This window comes from Bartonella raoultii (genome assembly GCF_019659805.1).
GTDB classification, from domain to species: Bacteria; Pseudomonadota; Alphaproteobacteria; order Rhizobiales; family Rhizobiaceae; genus Bartonella; species Bartonella raoultii.
In genome coordinates this window covers 14,191-36,733 of sequence record NZ_JAIFRO010000010.1, presented here as the reverse complement: position 1 = coordinate 36,733, position 22,543 = coordinate 14,191, and the positions used below count along the sequence as shown (strand labels likewise).

The following is a 22,543-nucleotide window of genomic DNA, read 5'->3' as shown; positions in this document are numbered from 1 at the left end:
AAATTATATTTTATATCATATATAATTTAAAACAACAAAATTACTTATATAAATATAACTATCATACTAATATTATAGATTCATTACTTGTTTTATACATATTCTACGATGAACGCATTTAAAAAATGATAACATTATCTTTTCAAAGATGATTAATAAAAAATCTTAAACCACTTTATTTAAAAATTGCTCTATCTTTATTAATTTCTATATTATCTTCTGCTTTTATCGCAAAGCGATCTTTATTAGGAAAAGTAATAAAGCATCCCTTCATACAAATAATAGCAGTCTGCTGCGTATTTAATGAAATATTTGAAAGAATGCTTCCTTCAACGATAATAAGAGACTGTACTTTTAAATCCGTATTTTTGATAGTTGCAGCAAAAGCTGTTACATTTAAAATATCCAACAAAACAACCATCATAAAAATACGAATATACTTTAGCATTCCAAAATCCCTTCCTCAGAAAAACGTTTATATAAAGTAAAGCGCAGAGCATTCGTTACATCAAAAGGTGAAGTAATATTGGGGATATAAATAGCCAAATTAAAAGAAAAATTTTTACTATTAAATGCAGTAAAACTCACCTGCGGTGCAGGATTTTTTAAAATTCCCTCTGTCTCAACTGCAATCTCTAACAAAATTTTAACAACGCGCTCTGGAGCAACCTTGGATGAAACAGTTACAGGAATATCAATCCGTCCTATCTTATTATGTCGAGTCCAATTACTTACATTATTATTGATAAGGCTTGAATTAGGAATAATAATGGTCTTACTTTGTAATGTCTCAAGTTCCGTTGCACGCACGCTAATACGTTTAACAATACCACCTACCGATCCAGATTCTATATAGTCCCCTACTTTAAATGGTCTTCCAACTAAAATAATAAGCCCAGAAACAAAATTTTGGACAATATTTTGCAAACCAAACCCTATACCAAGCGAAAGTCCGCCAGCAATAAGCGCAAAATTTCTAAGGTCTAAGCCTGCCATTGATACCCCTATCAAAGCAGACACAACAATACCACTATAACTTACAATTGTTCTGATAGAGTTACGTACACCCGAATCGAATTCTCCATGCACCAACACTATCGTATCTAACCAACCGTTAAATCGGTGAACGAAGAACAAACAGAGAAAAAATGAAGCAATACCGGTCAAAAGGGAAATTAAAGAAATAGAAATATTTCCAATTTGAAAACCCGTCATTAACTGCCATAATATTGCTTTCAAATCAGAATAGGAAAATCCAAACTGCGTAGCAATCGGCATTACACAAAATACAATAACGGCCAAAGTGAGAAAAACGCTTATGATAATCCCTACTTTATTCATCGTTTTCTCTTGCAAATGCAACCACTGCATCAAAATATGGCCAACACTTGTTTTCATAAATTGTCCTTTAGAACCAATAGCTTGAGCACTTTGTATGCCCAAATACATGAGAACTAAAAAAGCGCCACCGATTACAATCTGCTGCGTAATAAAACGGGCCAAGCCAATATATCCTAAAAAGTCCATCACAATGAGAAATAAACCCAATAAAATCAGTGTAATACGTATATAAAATGGCCAAAAACGTGGTTCTTGTCCCTTACTTTGAGCGCCTTTATATCTAAACCGTAAAGGCACAAAAGAAATTATAAACAGCAATATTGAGACAAGAAAAACAGCAATAAAACTTTTGGCAATTGTCAAAGAAAGAGAAGCTGAAATGACTTGATAAATACTATCAAGAATAGCATCAAATGCTAAAACGCTACCTAAAAGAGTAAGCAAAATAACCAATTGATATGCAGAAGAAGGGGCAATATTAAGTAAAGCTGTATGCCCCCTACTCTGTGATAAAAGAACAACTGCCAAACGATTTATCAAAAAGACCAGAATAATTTGATACCCAATCATATCAAAAACCGCTGTGAGTTTTCCTGAATCCAAACCAAAATAACGAAACAAAAACAACACAAAATAAACGCAAATAACACATACAAGGACAGGGAGAAGAACTGAAATAAAAGCAATTAATAAGCGCTGTAAATAAGATATTTCTTCATTATTTCTTATAAAATGGCAGCGTATATGTATAAGAGCTTTACGAGAAAAATAAGAAAATATAAAAGCAATAAAAAGTGGAATCAAAAAAGCAAGAAATAGTTCTAATAACTTGAAATAAAACAAAAATCCCCACCAAGAACTGAAGAGTAAAACAAAATCATAGGAAGCCTCTTTTGTTTTCTCAACGAGGTGCTTAACCATCGGTATTGAAAACTCAAATCTGTATGCAAGTTTATGTTTAAAAAGCTCTCGAGATTGCGAAATAGTAAGTTCCGCTATTCTATTTGTTACCAAAAAGATTTCCTCAAATCGAAGCACTATGCCATTAATTTGGGCTTTTTTCTCTATCAAATAGGCATGTTCCTTACTTTGATTTTTCAATTCCTTTTGGTTATTATGCACCTCTGTCAATTGATCAAGTAAAGTATTAACATCATTTAAAGGAGCACGCAAAACAAGTGCAGCTTCTATAGAACGTTTACTAATACCGCGCGCACGCAATCGCAACTCTGCCAAAATACCTTCATCTTCTGATTTATTTTGAAAATCTTTTTTTAAAGTTTCAGTATCTTCTTCAAGAGTTTTAATAATAAATTGTTGTTGCTTAATAATTTCATCAATTGAAGATGTTGTTACGGCTTCTCCAATAACGGCACTTTCTGCGACAAAATTCCCCCACGCAGAAGAACACAATACAACAATAACCCCAATAACAAAGAAAAGAATATATAATTTTTTTTCAAAAAATGAAGACATATCTACCTTAGATAGAAAGAGGAACCTATCCCCCACCTTTAAATATGATATAAGGCAAATATTTTCAACTTGTATAGAATAATCTTATAAAAGCTTCCCCTCATCCTATAATACTGATAATAAGGGAAAAGATAACACTGAGCTAAATAAGATTTAAAATAAAAGAAGGCATTCTATCATGGTTTTTTTGCACCTCTATTGCAAAAAAGAAAAATTTCTTCTCTTTACAAGCTACCCTCTTTTCTCAAGTATTTGTATGTTACTCGCATATAATTTTAAAATACAAATTTATTGGATTAAGCAATCTTATAAACAACATACCATTAAAACGGAGATGCTTTATCCACAAAATAAATGTAAGCAATTACTTATCACAATGACTACAAATAAAAAGCTTATAACACCTTCTACAGATTACATTTTACTTATGAATGCTTTTCAAAAAAAACTCATAATTTCTATTTTGTTAATAACAACCATTGTTATTTATAGACGATTTTATAACCTTCAAATACAATATTGTTCAAACAAACGTGCTCCTCCTCTTTCTTGAATTTATGAAACTATCATTTTATCTCACTTGTGTTTTTAATTTTTATGACTGTTAGATGACCTATTATCGGAATATATTATGCGTACACCTAGTTGGTTGACTACTCTTTATTGTTTTATTCTTTTAAGCAGTATTTACATTGCTTTGCCTAATTTATTTTCACAAGAACAGGTTAAAAATTCAAAATTCTTAACCGACACGCGCGTGACGCTTGGGCTAGACCTTCAAGGAGGTTCTTCTCTTTTGCTCGAAGTTGATAGCAAAACGTTAAAGCGTGATCAATTGCATATAATTTTAGAAAATGTGCGCAACACACTTCGTGAAAAACAAATCCGCACATCAAGTATTCGTATCGTTGAAGGCAGCATTGTTGTAATTCTTTCCGATTCAACACAAAGTGAGCAAGCTCTTTCTGCTTTGAAGATGTTGATAAACCCTATACATCATAGCTTTGGCACAACAGCCAATGATATCGCCATTAATACCCAAAATGACACGATCCGTGTAACATTAACTGAAGATGGTATTAAAGATCGTATGCGCAATGCCATTGAGCAAAGTTTAGAAATTATTCGTCGGCGTATAGATCAAGTTGGTGTAAGCGAACCTGCTATTCAAAAGATTGGTAGTGATCGTATTATGGTTCAATTGCCGGGCTTACAAGATCCTAAACAACTGCGTGATCTTTTAGGAACGACCGCTAAAATGAGCTTTCATCTCATGCCCTCTAATGTCGACATAAATAATCCACCCATAGGTGTTTCAATCCTTCCTGGATATACAGATGAAACACAACGCTATGCAATTTATGATCAAATCGCTTTGGATGGAAATGTCCTTAAAGACGCTCGAGCAGGTTTCGACCCACAAATACCAGGACGTTCTCTTATTTCATTCACTATGAATTCTACAGGCGCAAAAATATTTGCAGACATAACGCGAAAAAATATTAATCGCCCTTTTGCAATTGTTCTAGATAACAAAGTTTTAACCGCTCCGATCATTAATGGTGTTATTCCCAACGGACAAGGACAAATTACAGGAAACTTTGATCCCAAAGAAGCATCAACTCTAGCAGCCCTCCTGCGTGCTGGTTCCTTGCCTGCACCATTAACAGTAATCGAAGAGAGAACTGTAGGTCCAAATCTTGGTGCAGATGCCATTCAAATGGGCCTTTACACAGGTATTATCGGCTTTATTTTGGTTACAATTTTTATTTTTCTTCTCTATAGAATTTGGGGGCTCATTGCAAACATAGCATTAGCTCTCCACACTATTTTAACATTTGCTGCACTTAGTCTTCTTGGTGCGACACTCACACTCCCGGGTATTGCTGGTATTATTTTAGGTATCGGTATTGCCGTTGATGCCAATATTCTCATTAATGAACGTATTCGCGAAGAAAGCCGAAAAGGTATCAGTGCCTTTGCATCCTTGGATCGCGGTTTCAAACATGCTTTTGCGACCATTGTTGATGCTAATGTCACTGCAATTATTGCAACGGTTTTATTATTTTGGTTTGGTACCGGCCCTGTTCGCGGTTTTGCTGTAACAATGCTGCTTGGTATTATCATTTCTATGTTTACCAATATCACTATTGTACGCATTATGATGATTTGGGTCATCCGTAAATGGAAAATAAAAAAACTACATATTCATTCCATTTTCAACATTATCCCACAAAATACCGCTTTCCGTTTTATGAAAGCACGTTTTATGGGCATTGGTGTCTCAATCATTTTATCACTTGCTTCCATTTTTCTCTTTTTTAAACCTGGTTTAAACTTTGGAATTGACTTTATTGGGGGCAGCCAAATGAGTATTACTACACAAACACCAGCAGATTTGGCAACTTTGCGCTCAAAGCTTTCTACCCTTAATATTGGTGAAATAACACTGCAAAACATGGATAACGCCAATACTGTTTTGATCCGCATTCAAAAACAAAATGGTAATGAAAAACAACAAACCCTTGCCATTGAGAAGGTAAAAACCGCTGTACAGAATATTTATCCCAATGTCACATTCGATCAAATAGAGGTTGTGGGTCCTAAAGTTTCAGGTGAACTTGCAACAGCTGCCTTTACTGCTGTCATTCTCGCGGCCCTTGCCATGTCACTCTATATATGGTTACGCTTCGAATGGTTTTTTGCCGTTGGAGCAATTGTAACACTCATTTTAGATACCACAAAAATGGTCGGTTTTTTTGCTTTATTTCAATTTGATTTCAATTTGACTGCGATTGCCGCCCTCTTAACAATTGTTGGTTATTCTATAAACGACAAAGTGGTAGTCTATGATCGAATGCGCGAAAATATGCGTCTTCATAAAAAAATGCCTCTGCGTGAACTCATTGATCTCTCAATCAATCAAGTTCTTATACGTTGTCTCTTTACCTCAGCAACAACAGTTCTCGCTATGCTCCCTATGGCAATATGGGGTGGAAGTGCCGTTCATAATTTTGCAATTCCTATAGTTTTTGGAATTATTATTGCTACATCATCTTCTATTTTTATTGCAGCACCTATTTTACTTTTTCTAGGAAATTGGTGGCGCAAGCGAAGTAATCATAATAAAACACTAACTTCCAATGAAAAAACCACGTGAATACACATGACAGATCATTTCTTTCTGCTTATAAAAAGAGAGGAATTTCAATTCATTTACTCATACTTAGAAAAGTCATTAATAATCTATGCTCCATGATACACCATTGATTACAACAATTGTTGCAGGTTTATGTTTAGCATTTCTGTTGGGAATGATTGCAAACCGTTTACGTATCTCACCACTGGTAGGATATTTGTTAGCAGGCGTCATTGTAGGACCTAATACAGGCGGATTTAAAATAGATTCTATTATTATCAATCAGCTTGCTGAAATTGGTATCATTTTGCTAATGTTTGGTGTTGGACTACATTTTTCATTAAAAGATCTTTTATCTGTTAAAACTATTGCTATTCCTGCTGCTATTGCACAAATGGCATTCTCTACTTTTCTGGGCTGGTGTCTTGGTTTAATCATGGGATGGGGCTTCATCAGTGGCTTAGTTTTTGGTCTCGCTTTATCAACAGCAAGTACTGTTATTCTTCTACGTGCCTTACAAGAACGCCATCTTATTGAAACGAAAAAAGGACGTATCGCTGTTGGTTGGTTGATTATTGAAGATTTAGCAATGGTCCTCATACTTGTCCTCATACCAGCATTGGCAACCATCCTTAGTAATACAAATAAAGAGGCTGTTGACCCTGTTGTACAATGGTTAGATTTAAGTATCTGGGGAATTTTTGGTTTCACCATTTTAAAAGTTATTATATTTATCATCCTTATGCTTGTTATTGGGCGACGTATTATCCCCTGGTTACTAAAAGTGAGTGCCCACTCAGGATCACGTGAATTATTTCGTCTTAGTGTTTTTGCTATCGCACTAGGAGTAGCTTTCGGAGCAGCCCATTTATTTGGAGTTTCTCTTTCTCTTGGTGCTTTTTTTGCAGGCATGGTTATGAGTGAATCAGAATTGAGCCATCGTGCAGCGGAAGAATCCTTACCATTACGAGATGCATTTTCTGTACTCTTTTTTGTTTCTGTAGGCATGTTATTTGATCCAGGAAAAATAGTCACTCATTTTTTTCCTCTCCTAGCAACATTACTCATCATCATACTCGGAAAGTCTGTTATCGCCTTTTTGGTTGTTAAAGCTTTTCGCTACTCTCATGCAACAGCTTGCACTATTTCTGCTAGTCTTGCTCAAATTGGAGAATTTTCTTTTATCCTTGCAGGCTTAAGTTTAAATCTTGGTCTCTTAAACCACGACGCTCATGACTTAATCCTCGGAGGCGCAATCCTTTCTATTTTTCTCAATCCTCTTGTTTTTATTGCCTTTGATAAAATTAAAAAATATCTAGAAAACACATCTACAAACTTACAAGATACAGATACTATTATTGATATTGATTCTAAGGATTTTGATCAAGAGTTCTTGCCTGTGACCGCAAAAACAGACCATATCGTTATTATTGGTTACAGCCGTATTGGTCAATCTGTTGCATTCTCTTTAATTAATAACGGTGAATCGGTCGTCATAGTAGAAGAATCAAAACGCCTTACTGACAAAGCAATTGCAGATGGTTTCGACGTTATTTGTGGAAATATCCTAAACGAGGATATCATGAATGCTGCAAATATTAAAAATGCAGATAAAGTTGTTATTACAATGAGAAGTGCTATTGAAGTAGGAGAATGTATAGTGAATATACGCAATATGAAAAAAGATATCCTCATCATTACACATGCATTATCTGATGTAGAAACAACTTATCTCACTGAGAGTGGGGCAGATATAGTGGTAACAGATGATGAAGAAATTGCCAATGGTGTTATCAAGAATCTCACTAGACAGAAATCTGTAAAAAATATACATAATTATTAATTCAATTGATAGGAAACATAAATAAAAACAAACAACAGGTAAAGAAGCGTGAAAATAAAGCAATTTATATGGCCCTGCATCGGTATTTTAGCAATGCTGATCTCTATTCGCATTCTTTATATAAAACTATCTGCTATTTCTTTTGATAGTATATTGGAGCGCTTAAGCAATTTAAGTATGCAACACTGGCTTTTAGCTATTTTGTGTTCTATTCTAGCTTATGCAGCCCTTGCTGGATATGACCGTATTGCCTTACAGCACCTTGGTCACAAGATTTCTTGGATTTTTATCGCTATATGTTCCTTTACCACCTATGCCCTTTCACACAATATTGGTGCTTCTGTTTTTTCTGGTGCTGTTGTGCGCTATCGCGCCTATAAAATGAAAGGCTTAAATGGAACAGAAGTTGCAATATTAGTAGGCTTTTGCTCTTTTACTTTTGCGATCGGCACAATTTTACTATTTGGAGTTGTTTTAATTCTGCAACCTAATATTATCACTCTTATTCATTCTGAGCTTCCTGAATGGCTTGGAACGATAATTGGTGTTATTTTACTTGGTTTCATAGTCCTCTATACTTTTGGTAGCTGGCTACAATTAAAACCTTTGCACTTGGGAAAAAAAATTAAACTCTCTTACCCAAAATTAAAAATTGTGATTCAACAACTTCTTATTAGCCCCTTAGAACTTTTAGGAGCGGCAGGAATTATATATGCTGTTCTCCCACACAACACAGATGTTCATTTTATTTCTGTACTTGGTGTTTTCCTAGCGTCTTTTTCGATAACCCTTCTCTCCAACGCTCCAGCTGGAGGCATTGGTGTCCTTGAAGCTGTATTCATAACAGGTATGCCCAGTGTAAATCCAACCGATATCGTTGCCGCACTTATTGTATTTAGAATGCTTTATTTAATTGTACCTCTTATAATTTCATTATTTGTTGTTGCTATTTTTGAAGCTCGGCAATATTGGAAACAAACCTCCAAAGCAACATCGAAGGAAACATAACCCCTCTTCTTTTTTCATACATATAAAAATACGCGCTATTTCATATTAAGCTTTGATATTAATCAATAGCAACCATTATTCTTGTTTACCTTTTTATATGGAGTATGAATTTTTCTCATTTTATAATAACTCCATTGATTATTCAATTTTCACATATTAACCACTTTATGTTCAAAAATTAATTCAAAGGATAATAGACAAAACGATTGCATAGCCAATCTCCATATTCCTTCTACTTTCCGTAATATTTGAGAATTTTTTTATTATTTTACTTGTTTCCGATTATACAAGTGGAGATATAAGGATTTTAGACACATTTCGACGATCCATTTCAATAACTTTAAAGCGTAAACCCTCTGCTTCAAAACTTTCACCTTCATTTGGTAAATGGCCAAATTGCCAAAGCATAAAACCTGCTAAAGTTGTATAACGATCAGCCTCATCCACAAGATTACGCTCAAGATAACCACTTAAACGCCGAATATCAGCATATCCTTCAACAAGAAGGCTTCCATTTTCAAGCCGTTCTGCAATCATAGGTTCTTCATCATCATCAGGAAAATCGCCGGCAATCGCTTCAAGAATATCAGTTGGTGTTGCAATCCCCTCAAAAGATCCATGTTCATCAACAATAATTGCAAGCTGAATCGAAGAATGGCGTAATTGCTCCATCAATCGTAAAACGCTTGTATTTTCATGGACAACGAGTGGCTCTCGCATAGCCTTTTTCCAATTGATCTTTTTTCCTTCTGCTAAATTCAAAAGCAGGTCTTTTGTTAAAGCAACACCAACAAACTCATCCACTTTTCCACGCGCAAGAATTAAGCGGCTATGTTTAACCTGTTGTAATTCTTCACGCATTTCATTCTCATCACCATTTAAATCCAACCATTCGATCTCATTTCGTGGTGACATGATAGAGCGGACAGGACGATCAGCCAAATCAAGAACACCACGAATCATTTCTTTTTCTTCTGGTCGAAATAACTCAGAAGCAGCTGCTTGTTCAGCAATAACATCGACAGTCTCACCAAGGTGACCATCTTTATTTCCCCCACCTAAGAGTCTTAAAACAGCATCAGCTGTTCTCCCTCGTAGATCATTTGTGGTAATCATTTTTTCACGATTACGACGTCCAATTTGATTAAAAGCTTCAATGAGAACAGAAAAACCAATAGCAGCGTATAGATACCCTTTTGGAATATGAAATCCAAATCCTTCAACAATAAGGGAAAAGCCTATCATCATCAAAAAACCAAGACAAAGAATTACAATAGTGGGATGACGATTAATAAAACGCATAAGAGTGCCAGATCCATACATCATCACCCCCATAGCGACAATGACAGCTATATACATCACGACTGCCTGTTCTCTTGCAATCATACCTGTCGCAGTAATAATACTATCAAGAGAAAATACGGCATCCAACACCACAATTTGAACAAGTACTTGCCAAAAAACAACATAAGCAACACCTGTTTTGGTTTCGTGCGAGACGCCTTCTAATCTTTCATGTAACTCTAGCGTTCCCTTTGCTAGCAAAAAAGCACCACCACTAATTAAAATGAGGCTATGCCAACTAAATACAAAGGATGAGAATGAAAAAATCATCGTATCGAGATTCATCACCCATCCAATCACTGTAAGAAGAAAAAGTCGCATAACCAATGCTAAAGTGAGACCGACCAAGCGTGCGCGATCACGCAAATGTAATGGCAGTTTTTCAGCTAAAATTGCAATAAAAATTAGGTTATCTATTCCTAAAACAATTTCAAGAAAAATTAACGTAACCAAGCCAAACCACGCATGGGGATCGACAATCCATTCCATCATAGTTCACCTTTAAAATATATATTTAAAAGCCTAAAAGCGTGTGATTGACAAAATAAATTCATGAGCTTTTATTCTCATAATTGACCAAAAGCTTTGAATGCAAAAAAAATACACTCAAACCAAACAATGACAAAACATCGCTTAAACATATATAATTATCGATAAAATTTATAAAACAGAACGCTGCCCCCTTCCAATCATGAGAAGGCTCTTCTGAATTTTTCTCGGGCATTATGCTCGACAATCCTCCAACTTTAAGTTCTGTATACTCTCGTTCTGCATAATGACCAGAACATTCATTCATAGAGATTCTTATAATGGGTCTATTTTGAGAGAAGATCAAGGGGGTATTATCATATTTTAATATACGGCTAATTTAACTACAAACCTTATCATTTTCATATAAAAACAATAAAATATCTAGACATCCTTCTTTAAGAGCGTTATAGAACCGCTCATTCTTATCTTTTGATGTACTATGGGTGATTAGCTCAGTCGGTAGAGCAGCTGACTCTTAATCAGCGGGTCGTGGGTTCGATCCCCTCATCACCCACCACCTAATTTGATGTGTAAATTAAATTACTCAATTCTCATATTTTTTTTAAGGTACGGGATGTTCAAATAAAGTATGGGAATAGAACTTTGCAACATGCCTCTATAGGACCTCTGTTTTTTTGCCAATTTTCTCCAAGAATTTTTTAAATTCTACTAAGTCTTGTGATGAAAAACTCTCTAAACTTCTAACCAACATACCAAGAATTTCAGAACGAAATGAATCAGAAGATTTAATGGTAAAACTCTTACGACAAGCATCAGCCTCTCTTCTTAAGAGACTAGCTCTCTCTTGATCCAAGCTATAAAGCTCTATGATCTTCTCTTCCATTCCAATAGGTACTGATTTTTTGCCAATTTCTACAGAAGATAAAAACACTACAGATACACCTAATTTTTTAGCCATATCTAAAAGGCGTTCTGAGTGATCAATACGAAGTTTTCGTAAGGTTTTACCAAATGGTGTAACCATCTAAAAAGTCCTGTTAGAGAAGAAATATTTCTGCTGATTCTAACAAATCTTTTCGTAACTTTCTTCAATTATTGCGAATCAGAACTTCTTTTCGAGGAATTTTTTTAGCCTTACCAGATGTCCAGAGGGTCTCAACTTCTAAAAAAATAACTTGAAGCTACAATGTGGCTACATTATAATAAAAGTTATAAATGGAGGTACTAATCATGAAAACCGATTCTGTTGTTCGTGCTCGCATTCCTGCTGAAATGAAAAAACAAGCTATGATTACTTTAGAACGCATGGGATTAAGTGCATCAGACCTTATCCGCATAACATTCTTGCGTGTCGCTGAAGAAGGTTGTTTACCTTTTGAGCTTAAAGTACCTAATAGTGTCACACGTAAAGCTATAAAGGAATTAGACGAGGGTAAGGGTGAAACATTTAAAAATGCTGATGCTCTTTTTAAGGACTTAGGTATTTAATATGCTGATACCTGTTCGCTCACGACAATTTAAACGTGACGTGCGCAAAGCGGAAAAACGCGGTAAAAATATGAATAAGCTGCGTATACTGTTAAGTCTGCTAATTGAAGAGAAGCCATTACCAAAGCATTATTGTGATCATCCACTAAAGGGTGATTGGGCGGGATGTCATGATAGTCATATAGAACCAGATTGGCTACTTATTTATCGAATTGAAGGAGATAAATTACATCTTATTCGCACTGGAACTCACTCTGACCTTTTCAAAGAATAATTGTATGAAAAATTAAAAGTACTCTAACTTTTTGTTATCCATCTTTTTAAGTGTGAGAAACTATTTTCTATGGCATCTATGAAACGGGAAAAATCCATGACAAAGATAAAGACAGCAAAGGCCCCCCATTTCATAAGACGTGACATCATCTTTAAGCCTTGATAGGTCTCCAGCATCTCAAGGAGCAGTTGGCGTTCTTTTTCTGTTAAATCTTGTTCTTTTCTGCTTTGTTTCTTAACCATCTTGCCAACCACACACGTGAGCCCCCTGTTGATTATGCTTTAAAATATCCCTTGCGAGGTGAGAACTGATGACCTGAACATCCTGTTGATCTAAATAAATGGGCAACCAACCAACACAAGAAACTGATCTATTTGTCCCGCATCCAACGAGACAGAGCAGCACGCACACCACTATCACTTTTTTGATTAACTTCATTTTCAACCTCAAAACGTGTTGTCGCTCTCTTTAATGCTGTCTCTACCTGCTTTTGACGCTCGCTCTTCTTTCCAAGGTGAAAGGCTTTAGCCAAAGCTATAAAAAAAACGGCTATAGCCGTTAACAGAAAAGACAGATTTCTTTTAAGATATAAAATCATAACCGCTGTTCCTTAAAGCGTTTTGTGACTATAAAAACCCCTGTTACAGCAGCTAGAACCATCATCCCTGCCAAAACCCATTGGATAGGACCATTGCCTGCAAAAAGCCCTCCAAGCCCTGAACAGGACCCTATAATCGGTGCAAGCGCTTCTATCTTGAACAAACCGCTCCTCTCTTTCGTTTCTACCTTTTGATAATTGGAACAAACATAAGATCCCTTGGCCCATAACCCTGCTTCAGCGGCGCGACGATTGACTAATCCTTGAAGCGGTTTACCTCCTACCTTATTCCATTTCTGTAATTCTGTAGGAACAGCTTCATAATCCCCTTTATTGAGCTTTTTTAATAAGGTCGATTGGCAAAAGGCGGTTGTGCCTACATTATAACAAAACGACACCAATGCCGCGAATTGCGCATCCGTTAACGAAACCATGACAAACTGCTCTACCGCATGCTCAAATTGCTCTAAATCTTTACAAAGTATCTCTTCGGCTTGTTCTTTCGTAATACACATGCCCTTATGCACCAAAGGTTTGCCCGCATAACTGGTGTGACCATAACCAATCGTCCACACACATGCCTCATCTCTATAAGCCTCTAAGCGTAAACCTTCCCATTGTTTAATAAGCTCTAAACCTTCCTTCGATATCTTGCGCATTTGCTCCTCCATAAAAAAAGCCCCACAAAAGTGAGGCTGAATAAAAATGAGACTGGATCCTTCTATGAAGTTTCTCAAATAAAACGACGTGGACGACAGCATCCACGCGCTCCTACCTTCTCATCCGTAAAATTACGAGAATGCACGCTCTGACGAAAAAAACTACCGCATTCTGCTCCATCCTGCCAACTCCCACCACCAATCAAAACATGCATATCACTCTTTGAAGGATCACTTTGATTGGGAACCGGGAAAAACTCTGATAAATATTGCGAAACATAACCATAACCATCCTCACAACCAATATGCGAGATCATACGACGTTCTTGTGTATCCTTATGACCTCCTGAATGGGCTGGTGTAGGCGCTTGTTGTCCCTCAATACTGCTATTTTCATTGCTTCCATACATCGCTGAAAGAAAATCCTCATGACCCAATAACCTTTTCTTTACCTGCATCATATCCTTGGCATGATCTGTATAAGAACGATTGCTGGTGATCGGAACACCATAGGCTGATTTGGTATCTTCCCCCTTACCGGATTGAAGATAGATATCCACCCAAAGATCTCTTCTAGGATCGTAGACCATACCTTCTGGGGAACAATGCGGGCGATGATTGAGACACCAAACAGAACGGGGTAAAATATCCCCTGCTTTATAACCGGATAAAGGATGATACGCAGAATAGCCAACATCTGCACAAAGCGTATGAAAACCGCCTATCTGCTTCCAATTATATGTTGAAATGTCTGCATCACGGGGAGAACTTTTATACTCTGACACAATCAGTTTTTGGTCCTCTCTCCCCCCATTCACCAAATAGACATAATAATCCTTACCGGCTGAAAGACCTGAAGAAGGAAGCGCGACCTCTGTAGAACTGCTCGTAAAACTGACCAGCTGTATATCACTCCCATCCTTGACAGAAATATGCGTTTCTCCTTCTAAAATGAGCCGTTTGGTTATATCTGTCTTCAGAAATGGCGTGGACTGGGTAAAAACATTCCAACTTAACTTTTTGAGAAGATCAGAAGCGCTACGTTCACAAGCCGTTTTGAACTCTTGTGCTAATGTTTTTGCTTCTTCCACCTTCGTTTGGACCGTACGGATGTTATTAGAGACGTTGCTCACAGAAAGATCCATATCGTCTAGGTCTTTTTCTAATTGCTCCGTTTTTTGGAATGTCTGTGTGAGCCATCTCTTCGTACTATTATTCTCTCGTATTGCATGACTCGCGCTTTGCTTGGCTTCTTCGATTTCTTTCTTCGCTTTTGTAATTTCTTCCTTCACTTCCGCGATTTTTTCCTGCGCATTCTTGGCTTCTTCCTTCGCATTCTGCGCATTGCGATCGGCTCTATCGGCTTTTATATCCGCTGACATGGCTTTCAAGCGGGCATCATAAGCAACTGTTTGCGCATCGGACGCTATGGCCATCGCTTCATCATCTGCCGTTTCGCTTATTTCTTCATCTTCCTCAACATCTGAACCTTCTGAGGCGGCTTTGACTTCTTTGGCTATACGAAGGGCTTCAGAGGCATTCTCTTGTGCTTGCTCTGATGTCGTTTTTAATGTCTCTAAACTACTTTTTACCCCTTCTGCTGTATTCTTGGCTTCTTGTGCCAAACTCTTGGCTTGGCTTGCTTGTTGGGTCGCTTCTTCAGCCTTGTTGCTCGCTGTTTGTGACGATTGATGCGCTTGTTCTACACTTTGTTGAAGCGCATTAACCCTTTGGCGCATTTCCGATAAATTCAGGGAATTGAGCCTGCTCGTGGCTTGCTCGGCAAGTGTCTTGGCTTCATTGGAGGTGGTGTTTGCCAATTCAGCATGGCTCTTGGCATCTGTCGCTTTCGTTAACGCCTCATCTGCTGTCGACTTCGCATTCTTGCCTACTTCTTGCGCTTGACTTGCCTCTTCTTTCGCAGCTGAAGCGGCTGTTTCTGCCTTTTGCGCTGTTGACAAGGCTCCTGATGCATCCGTTTTTACCAAATCAAGTGAGGCTTTGAGCGTCTCTATAACCTGTTCAACATCATTGATTTTATGACGTGCTCCATCCGCCGATTGCTTGGCTTCTTCTGCTGTTTGCCGCGCTTGCTCTGCATCATCTTTCGCATTGGAAACGCTCTCTTTTATAGTCTTTACAGAATCTTTGGCTTCATTGGCTTCTCTCCACGCTGAACTTGCTGATTGCTTGGCTTCTTTTGCTTCCATTTCTGCCAAGCTCGCTTTTATACTCGCTCCATGTGCTGCTTCCTTGGCTTTACCCGCCTCATCTTTCGCGGCATAAGCTTGTGATAAAGAAGAACCGGCGGTTTTCTTGGCTTCTTCCGCTGCACTCTCTGCCAAGCTGGATTTTATTCTTGCTCCATTCGCTATTTCCTTGGCTTTATCTGCTTCATCTTTGGCGGCATAAGCTTGCGATAAAGTGGAGCCGGCGGTTTTCTTGGCTTCTTCTGCTGCCATTTCTGCCAAGCTCGCTTTTATACTCGCTCCATCCGCCGATTGCTTGGCTTCTTCGGCTTTATTTAAGGCTTGATAGGATAAATTCTCTGAACTTTGCGCCTTCTTTTGTGCTTGATCGGCATCATGTTTCGCATAAGAAGCCGCTTCTTTGGAGGCTGTAGCCGTTTCTTGCGCTTTTTCTGCTAATTGCTCTATCTTATCTATTTTGCTCTGTAATTTGTCTGAAACACTCTTGGCATCTTCTGCTAAACTCTTTGCTTCTGTAGCCTGTTGAGAGGCTTGATCTCCCGTGGCTTTTGCTGCATTCGCTGTCGATAATGCCAAGTCTGATGACGTTTTTAATCCTATAAGCTCTTGCTTTACTTCTTCTGATATTCTTTTTGCTGCCTCTACTTGCTCTTTTACATCCCTTGTTTCTGTAAGCGCGCTTGTCAAGGTTTCCTTGGCTTGTGTAGCCAATTGCTTTGCATCACTGCTCATACTCTTTGACGCTTCTGAGAGGGTCTTGGCTTCTTCTGCCTTACTCTTTGCATCATTCGCTGTATTTACCGCTGTTGCTGATTCACTCCTTGCATGATTAGAAGCTAGCAAGGACTGTGAAGCGCTCTCTTTTGCTTCTGAAGCTAAACTTTCTGCTGTTTCTGCTTTCTTCTTTACCTCTTCAACTAAACTTTTGAGCGCTTCTCCCCCTCGAAGGGTTTCTCCATCCGTAACAACAGCCCGTTCTGCAACTGCTTTTGCTTCTAAAGCGACCTTTGAGGCTTCTGACGCTGCCTGCTCTGCTTCATTCGCTTTCCTACGAGCAGTCTCTGAGACACTTTTCGCTTCCTCTGATAAAGCCTTGGCTTCAACAGACTTCGTCAAAGCTTCTGAAGCTTGCTTGCTTGTCTCTTCTCCTGTTTGTTTGGCCGCATTCGCTGTGGAGAGAGCTGTATCTGAAACTTCTTTGATGTCTTCTATCTTTTGTTGAACGCTTTCAAAACGCGCTTTGCTTTCTTGCGCTAAGCTCTTTGCCTCTTCCGATAGACTGTGTGCACGCTCTGCTATGCTTTTCGCATCATTGGCTGTTGTAGATGCCAAGCCTGCTGTTGCTTGCGCATCCAGAGAAGCGGTTCGTGATGCCTCCGATGCCTGTTGGGCCTCCGTAGAGACCTTGATTGCTTTATCGGATAATGCCTTAGATTCTTCACAAACACTTTTGGCCTCTTTAACGAAAACAACAGCCTCAGAAGCTTGCTGCTTCGCATCACTGGAGGCTGTAAGCGCGCTTGTCGACGCCTGCTTGGCGGCGCTTGCATCCAAAACCGCTCTATCAACCAAAGATTTTGCTTCATTCGCTATACCTGCAACCTCTTCACTTTTCTTTTGAGACGCTAGGGAAGCTGTCTTCGCATCATGGGCTGTTGTAAGCGCCTGTGAAGAATGCTCCTTGGCATCCCTAGAAGAAGTGAGGGCATTGGTGGAGGCATCCTTCGCTTCCAATGCTAGCTGTTTTGCTTCTGCTGCTTTACTCTTGCCATCTGCTGCTTCTGAAACTGCTTTATCAACACTGCTTTGTAGAGAAGTTACTGTTGCTTGCACTGTTTCACTTATCTGCTTGGCTTCTAAAGAGACTCTTGAGGCTTCACCCGATGCGGCTTCGCATTCTTCTGCTTTCGATAATGCTTTTGAAGCCGTAGCTTGTGCTTCTCCAGAAAGACTTTGGGCTCTCTCTGCAAGCGATCGTGTTTCTTGAGACAGACTAACGGCTGTCTCAACAGAGCTTGCTACCTGTTGAGCGGTCTTGGTGACCTCTGTGACTGAACTGACCGCTTGCTCTGCTAACTCCTTCGCTTCTGTCGCTACCTGCTGGGCTGTTTCTGCAACACTCTTGGCTCTCTGAGAAACTGTCTTAACTTCATGACATGTTGCAACGGCTGTGGCTGCGACTTGCGTCGTCTCTGTCGCTGTTTGTTCCGCTTGCATTGCTACTTTCGAAATCGACGAAACCTCTTGCTTAACTTCTCGCATGCCTTCTGTCGCTATTTTCTTGGCTTCCTCCGACAATGCCCGTGATTCAACCGACTTGCTTAAAGCTTCTGAGGCTTGCTTGCTGGCCTCTTCACTGGCCTGCTTGGCTTGTGTCGAAACCAAGAGTGATTGATCTGAAGCCGTCTTAGAAAGTTCTGACAAAGTCTTGCTTTCTTCTGAGAGAAGTTTTGCAGCATCAGCTATCTGTTTGGCTTCTAACGCTCCATTCTTTGCTATCAGAGAAGATTGTTCGGCTTCTCTAGCACTGGCTTCTGCTCGTTGTGAGACTGTCTTGCTTTCTTCTGAGGTCGACTGCGCTAATCCTGAAGCTGTTAAGGCTTGTGAGGATTCCGCCTTGGCTTCTCTTGCTATACGCAATGCACTCTCACTTTCCTGCTTGGCTTGTGTAACTGTTGCCAATCCTGAGCTTAATAAACCTTTCGCCGTATCAACTTCTGATATGTTCTTCTCAACAGCTGCTTGCGCGCTTTCCGATATTCTCTTGGCTTTTGAAGCTATCGTTTGCGTTTCTTGCGATAATCTTTCTGCTGCCTCCGATTTAAGCTTGGCTTCTGCCGAGACCAATTGTGCTTCTGCCGCTGTTGTTTTGGCTTCTGAAGCTGTCTGCTCTGCTCTTCCTGCACTCTCTTGTGCACTGTTTGCACGCGTGAGCGCATTGCCAACACTTTCAACCGTTCTTTGCACCTCTGTAAGCGCCTGCTCTGATAGTCTTTTGGACTCTTCTGCCTTTTGTTGGGCGCCATTTGCACGGGCGGTTGCCGTTTCTACTTCTTTCCTTACATCGACAACCTGTTCTAACGGCGCAAAAGTTTCATAAGAATAAAGGCAAGCCGTCCCTAACAACTTGGGAACAACAACCGTATCTTGCGAACGCCCCTCTATTATCTCTTCTTTGGTTGCCGTTGGGAGATAATATTCATGGGTATGGTGGGGTATACTCATTTCTTGCTTCCTTACATCAACTCTTCATAAAGCCTTAAAATAAACACGCTTTCAATTCTTCCACTTCATCCCTCAAAGCTTGTAATTCAGTTTCTAAACGCTTGAATGAAACGGAAAGCTCTGAGTGCAAAGCAGCTTTCAAAAGATCACTAACCCCATTTAACGGGGCGTGCACAAAGCGCTCACCGGAATACAAAACAACCCGTACTTGAGACGGGTCACTTAAAGCTGAAATCGCAAAGGGTTTTGATAACATCGCATAACCTCATGTCTTTATGCCAAATACAACCGATACATTGACTGGACGCGTTTCCTCTCCACCAAAACTGTCGATAAGAAATCTATGTTCATGAGGAGCAAGACGATCCAAACCCTCTTGTAACGGCGTAGAAGAGATTAAAAAATTGGCAAATGGAGACCGAATAAACCAAGGTAAACGGGGCGGTTTATCCGATTCTGTAAACCAAAAGGGAACCTCTGGAACCGCTGGAACGCCCGCTCTCTCATCAAATTCTTGATTACACCTTTCCAAGGCATCCCCGCTCAATCCTAAACATTCCTCATCGCTATCAAGAGAACGCTTGCTTCTTTTTAAAGCATCTGAAGAAGAGACATCACGCTTCTTACGGGAGGCGAGAGAATGAGGGGCTATAGAACCGATAAAATGATCATGGGCTTTTAAAGAATGCTCTTGCTGGCTTGCAAAAGAACGCCAAGGATCAACATTGCGCCCTTCATCAAGACCCCGTAAAAACATCCCACGCAAATCTGGAACATTAAAGGTTCTTACACCATCTCCCTCCCCCCAACTCGTCCCTATCTTCGAAAAAAGAGACCTATAGTGTAAACGACTATAAGCCTGACCATCACACAACAACCAACCAGCCGGTAAATGGCGCATGGCAAAAGGACCGATTAAACCAGTCGGTAATGTTTTTGACGCTGGAACTGGATCACGGGTAGGATTGAGAACTTGCCAACCTGAAAGCGCTTCATCATACACAAGGCTATAAACACACCCTTCTTGGAACTCACCACCTGATAAAAGCGATAGCCCTTTATCTGTGGCCTTATAAACAGGCTGGCTGGTTAAAGTATTAACTGAAACACGCGTCGCGCCTCTATTGTGACCACGTGAGACAAAACGTAAATGAAGACCGTCCCTATAAGCAGGATAAGCCAACCTACTTTGCAAATGAACCGACGTTGTGCTTTGTCCTTCATCATATACAAAAACACTCTCAATAACCCCTCCCGTATCTAAGAGATACTCTTTGATCCGTTGCATCATCATACGGGCGCTGTTGTTGACTGTACTAGGAGGCTGACCCTCTGACCAATTGATCAAAGCATCCGCATTGCCATTCTCTAAGGCTTTTAAAGACCAATCATAAACCGTCGACATAAAACCCCTCACGTCTTAATTCCAAAGCGTACAGCTATATTGACAGGACGTGTTTCCCCCGAACCGGAACCCTCCAAAACAACATCATGCATATGAAGATGAGAACGGGGAAAAGCTATCTTATGGTGAACACGTATATCCTCAACCCGAACACCAAGCCGTTCTGCAAGTTTGGCTCTTTGCTGCTCATTGAACATATAGCCCCAAATAATCGTGCTATAACCATACCAACTTTCGCTATCCCCTTCGTTATTCAAAATAGAAAAACTGCTTCCTCCATGGCTATGGATCTTCATCGAATCCTTCTGTAACGTGCCTAGAATACGAAAAGGATCAATGCTACGCTCATCATCAACACAGCGTAAAAACATCCCACGCAAATCAGGAACATTAAATTTGGTCCAACTCTCACTCCCACCCCAGCGCGTGCTTATCGCTTCAAACAAAGCGCTATACTCACTGCGTAAATAGGCTTTGCCATCACACAACAACCAACCTGAGGGAAGATGTTGCATGCCAAAAGCACAAATACTGCCGGTCGCATAACGAGAAAAATCGGATAGTTTGGGTAAGGAAGCGGGGGTAGGATTGAGCAAATGCCAAACACCATCACGGTACACCAAGCTATAGATACACCCCTTTTGTATCTCTCCACCTGTTAAAGGATGCACCCCTAAAGCACTTGCTTTGTAAACCGCTTGGCTTGGCAAATCATTTAAGGAAATCCTCGTCGCGCCTACATTCTTCTCCTTCGCTTTAAAACGGAAATGGATACCATTCTTATAGGTGAAAAATTGTGATGGGCTTTGTAATTGAATAGATGTTGTCTGCTGTCTTGCATCAATTGTAAATCTATTCTCAATCATACCGCTCATGTCAAAAAGATATTCCCTTACACGTTGCATCATCATACGTGCACTGTTATTGACACTGCTGGGGGATTGTCCTTCTGACCAATTGATAGCATCATCACAACGGGCATTCTCTGATGCCGTCAAAGACCAATCGTAAATCGTCGACATAAAACCCTCATGTCTTTATGCAAAAAAGGACAGACATATTGATCGGGCGCGTTTCCCCTTCACCCGTTCTTTCAAGATTCACATCAGGACTATGATCAACCGAATAAGGTTCTATCAAATAGCCGTCAATATACTCGCTCTCTACCCCTGTAAAATTGGCGAGTACACCACCCTCAAATAAACGAAGCTTATAACCTAAAATATCCGTCGTATTCCCATCCCAATAATGTTCCTTGTCGAGAAGATGCTCGGTTGAAAGCGTTTGACCCTTATGTTGGTGCGCATGCATTAAATCCTTTTGTATGCTGGCAAAATCACGCTGCGCATCAATATTACGACCACTGTCTAAACCGCGTAAAAACACACCACGCAAATCAGGAACATGAAAGGTAGAAAAGCCATCCCCTGCTCCCCAAGCCGTTCCTATCGCTTCAAATAAGCTTCTATAAGTGATGCGTGAATAGGCTTTTCCATCACAGATCAACCAACCATCCGGAATATTGCGCATTGCAAAGGTCCCTATAAAACCGGAAGGATAAAGACTGATATCTGTAGACTCTCTCTGTACTACTGGTGTAGGATTTAACAAATGCCAAGCATCTTCTCTAAACACCAAGCTATAAAGACAATCCCTTTGGATTTCGCCTCCTGTTAAAGGAACCGCCCCTAAGGCTGTTGCCTTATAAACGGTTTTACTCCCAAGTCCATTTAATGAAACACTGGTCGAACCTACATTCTGACCGCGCGATAAAAAACGCAAATGGATACCGTTTCTATACTCTAAAAACTGACAATGCGTTTCTAACCTGATCTCTGTCTTTTGTTGCGTTGCATCAACCTCAACAATCCCTTCAAGCGCTCCACCCGTATCTAAGAGATACTCTTTCATCCGTTGCATCATAACACGTGCACTGTTGTTGACCGTACTGGGAGCTTGACCTTCTGCCCAATTAATCAAAGCATCCGCATGCGTATTCTCTGACGCCTGATGCGACCAATCATAAATCGTTGACATGTTG

17 protein-coding genes and 1 tRNA gene are annotated in these 22,543 nt (G+C 39.5%); 6 read left to right on the top strand and 12 right to left on the bottom strand.

All coding sequences use genetic code 11. The annotated features are described in order from the left end of the window. Positions 1-175: 175 nt before the first annotated feature. Both K3248_RS07990 and K3248_RS07985 read right to left on the bottom strand, forming a co-directional pair. Positions 176-448: a hypothetical protein gene (locus K3248_RS07990; protein ID WP_220717827.1), complete on the bottom strand. Its 273-nt coding sequence runs from the start codon at positions 446-448 to the stop codon at positions 176-178. Next, complete coding sequence (locus K3248_RS07985; RefSeq protein WP_220717826.1) at positions 442-2,817, bottom strand: mechanosensitive ion channel family protein; 2,376 nt, start codon at positions 2,815-2,817, stop codon at positions 442-444. The genes K3248_RS07990 and K3248_RS07985 overlap by 7 nt, the downstream gene beginning before the upstream one ends. Positions 2,818-3,448: 631 nt before the next feature. Here K3248_RS07985 and secD point away from each other — a divergent pair. The 3 genes from secD to K3248_RS07970 all read left to right on the top strand — a co-directional run bounded on the left by secD (position 3,449) and on the right by K3248_RS07970 (position 8,807). Beyond that, positions 3,449-5,977: a protein translocase subunit SecD gene (gene secD / locus K3248_RS07980; protein ID WP_220717825.1), complete on the top strand. Its 2,529-nt coding sequence runs from the start codon at positions 3,449-3,451 to the stop codon at positions 5,975-5,977. Positions 5,978-6,065: 88 nt separating this feature from the next. Then, positions 6,066-7,799 (top strand): cation:proton antiporter domain-containing protein, encoded by a 1,734-nt coding sequence (locus tag K3248_RS07975; RefSeq protein ID WP_220717824.1) that lies wholly within the window; start codon positions 6,066-6,068, stop codon positions 7,797-7,799. A 48-nt stretch (positions 7,800-7,847) separates the two neighbouring features. Continuing rightward, positions 7,848-8,807 carry a lysylphosphatidylglycerol synthase transmembrane domain-containing protein gene (locus K3248_RS07970; protein ID WP_220717823.1) on the top strand — a complete coding sequence of 320 codons (960 nt, stop codon included), beginning with the start codon at positions 7,848-7,850 and terminating at the stop codon, positions 8,805-8,807. Positions 8,808-9,089: 282 nt separating this feature from the next. Here K3248_RS07970 and K3248_RS07965 read toward each other — a convergent pair whose 3' ends face one another. Further along, positions 9,090-10,643 (bottom strand): TerC family protein, encoded by a 1,554-nt coding sequence (locus K3248_RS07965; protein WP_220717822.1) that lies wholly within the window; start codon positions 10,641-10,643, stop codon positions 9,090-9,092. Between the two features lie 480 nt (positions 10,644-11,123). On the opposite strand from K3248_RS07965, the gene K3248_RS07960 reads away from it, so the two are divergent. Beyond that, a tRNA-Lys gene (locus K3248_RS07960) sits at positions 11,124-11,199 on the top strand. Between the two features lie 99 nt (positions 11,200-11,298). Here the strand turns inward: K3248_RS07960 and K3248_RS07955 are convergent. After that, a complete protein-coding gene (locus tag K3248_RS07955; protein WP_220717821.1) occupies positions 11,299-11,667 on the bottom strand; it encodes a helix-turn-helix domain-containing protein in 369 nt (122 codons plus the stop codon). A 206-nt stretch (positions 11,668-11,873) separates the two neighbouring features. Here K3248_RS07955 and K3248_RS07950 point away from each other — a divergent pair, with 206 nt between their 5' ends. Together K3248_RS07950 and K3248_RS07945 are read left to right on the top strand one after the other, a co-directional pair. Then, positions 11,874-12,131 (top strand): type II toxin-antitoxin system RelB/DinJ family antitoxin, encoded by a 258-nt coding sequence (locus tag K3248_RS07950; RefSeq protein ID WP_220716928.1) that lies wholly within the window; start codon positions 11,874-11,876, stop codon positions 12,129-12,131. A 1-nt stretch (position 12,132) separates the two neighbouring features. Continuing rightward, entirely contained in the window at positions 12,133-12,405 is a 273-nt protein-coding gene (locus tag K3248_RS07945) for a type II toxin-antitoxin system YafQ family toxin (RefSeq protein WP_220716927.1), read from the top strand. 23 nt (positions 12,406-12,428) lie between these two features. Here K3248_RS07945 and K3248_RS07940 read toward each other — a convergent pair whose 3' ends face one another. From K3248_RS07940 to bgtC (K3248_RS07905), 8 genes are all read right to left on the bottom strand, one after another. After that, positions 12,429-12,659, bottom strand: coding sequence for a hypothetical protein (locus K3248_RS07940; protein WP_220716844.1), 231 nt, complete (start codon positions 12,657-12,659; stop codon positions 12,429-12,431). 116 nt (positions 12,660-12,775) lie between these two features. Then, entirely contained in the window at positions 12,776-13,003 is a 228-nt protein-coding gene (locus K3248_RS07935) for a hypothetical protein (RefSeq protein ID WP_220716843.1), read from the bottom strand. Next, on the bottom strand, positions 13,000-13,662 hold the full coding sequence (bgtA, locus tag K3248_RS07930; protein ID WP_220716842.1) for a gene transfer agent endolysin BgtA: 663 nt from the start codon (positions 13,660-13,662) through the stop codon (positions 13,000-13,002). The genes K3248_RS07935 and bgtA overlap by 4 nt, the downstream gene beginning before the upstream one ends. Before the next feature lie 74 nt (positions 13,663-13,736). Beyond that, positions 13,737-19,097 (bottom strand): phage major tropism determinant, encoded by a 5,361-nt coding sequence (locus tag K3248_RS08835; RefSeq protein WP_246588401.1) that lies wholly within the window; start codon positions 19,095-19,097, stop codon positions 13,737-13,739. Positions 19,098-19,131: 34 nt separating this feature from the next. Next, positions 19,132-19,353, bottom strand: a complete 222-nt coding sequence (locus K3248_RS07920) for a hypothetical protein (protein ID WP_220716841.1) — start codon at positions 19,351-19,353, stop codon at positions 19,132-19,134. Between the two features lie 9 nt (positions 19,354-19,362). Next, entirely contained in the window at positions 19,363-20,502 is a 1,140-nt protein-coding gene (bgtC, locus tag K3248_RS07915; protein WP_220717820.1) for a gene transfer agent tail collar protein BgtC, read from the bottom strand. Positions 20,503-20,510: 8 nt separating this feature from the next. Beyond that, positions 20,511-21,524 carry a gene transfer agent tail collar protein BgtC gene (gene bgtC, locus K3248_RS07910; protein WP_220716926.1) on the bottom strand — a complete coding sequence of 338 codons (1,014 nt, stop codon included), beginning with the start codon at positions 21,522-21,524 and terminating at the stop codon, positions 20,511-20,513. Between the two features lie 7 nt (positions 21,525-21,531). Beyond that, a complete protein-coding gene (gene bgtC, locus K3248_RS07905) occupies positions 21,532-22,539 on the bottom strand; it encodes a gene transfer agent tail collar protein BgtC (protein WP_220717819.1) in 1,008 nt (335 codons plus the stop codon). Positions 22,540-22,543: the final 4 nt, after the last annotated feature.

Bases quoted from the DNA above. Each gene is read 5' to 3' on its own strand.
- K3248_RS07990 (WP_220717827.1), bottom strand. From the start codon at position 448: ATGCTAAAGTATATTCGTATTTTTATGATGGTTGTTTTGTTGGATATT.
- K3248_RS07985 (WP_220717826.1), bottom strand. From the start codon at position 2,817: ATGTCTTCATTTTTTGAAAAAAAATTATATATTCTTTTCTTTGTTATT.
- secD (WP_220717825.1), top strand. From the start codon at position 3,449: ATGCGTACACCTAGTTGGTTGACTACTCTTTATTGTTTTATTCTTTTA.
- K3248_RS07975 (WP_220717824.1), top strand. From the start codon at position 6,066: ATGCTCCATGATACACCATTGATTACAACAATTGTTGCAGGTTTATGT.
- K3248_RS07965 (WP_220717822.1), bottom strand. From the start codon at position 10,643: ATGATGGAATGGATTGTCGATCCCCATGCGTGGTTTGGCTTGGTTACG.
- K3248_RS07955 (WP_220717821.1), bottom strand. From the start codon at position 11,667: ATGGTTACACCATTTGGTAAAACCTTACGAAAACTTCGTATTGATCAC.
- K3248_RS07950 (WP_220716928.1), top strand. From the start codon at position 11,874: ATGAAAACCGATTCTGTTGTTCGTGCTCGCATTCCTGCTGAAATGAAA.
- K3248_RS07945 (WP_220716927.1), top strand. From the start codon at position 12,133: ATGCTGATACCTGTTCGCTCACGACAATTTAAACGTGACGTGCGCAAA.
- K3248_RS07935 (WP_220716843.1), bottom strand. From the start codon at position 13,003: ATGATTTTATATCTTAAAAGAAATCTGTCTTTTCTGTTAACGGCTATA.
- bgtA (WP_220716842.1), bottom strand. From the start codon at position 13,662: ATGCGCAAGATATCGAAGGAAGGTTTAGAGCTTATTAAACAATGGGAA.
- K3248_RS08835 (WP_246588401.1), bottom strand. From the start codon at position 19,097: ATGAGTATACCCCACCATACCCATGAATATTATCTCCCAACGGCAACC.
- K3248_RS07920 (WP_220716841.1), bottom strand. From the start codon at position 19,353: ATGTTATCAAAACCCTTTGCGATTTCAGCTTTAAGTGACCCGTCTCAA.
- bgtC (WP_220717820.1), bottom strand. From the start codon at position 20,502: ATGTCGACGGTTTATGATTGGTCTTTAAAAGCCTTAGAGAATGGCAAT.
- bgtC (WP_220716926.1), bottom strand. From the start codon at position 21,524: ATGTCGACGATTTACGATTGGTCTTTGACGGCATCAGAGAATGCCCGT.
- bgtC (WP_220717819.1), bottom strand. From the start codon at position 22,539: ATGTCAACGATTTATGATTGGTCGCATCAGGCGTCAGAGAATACGCAT.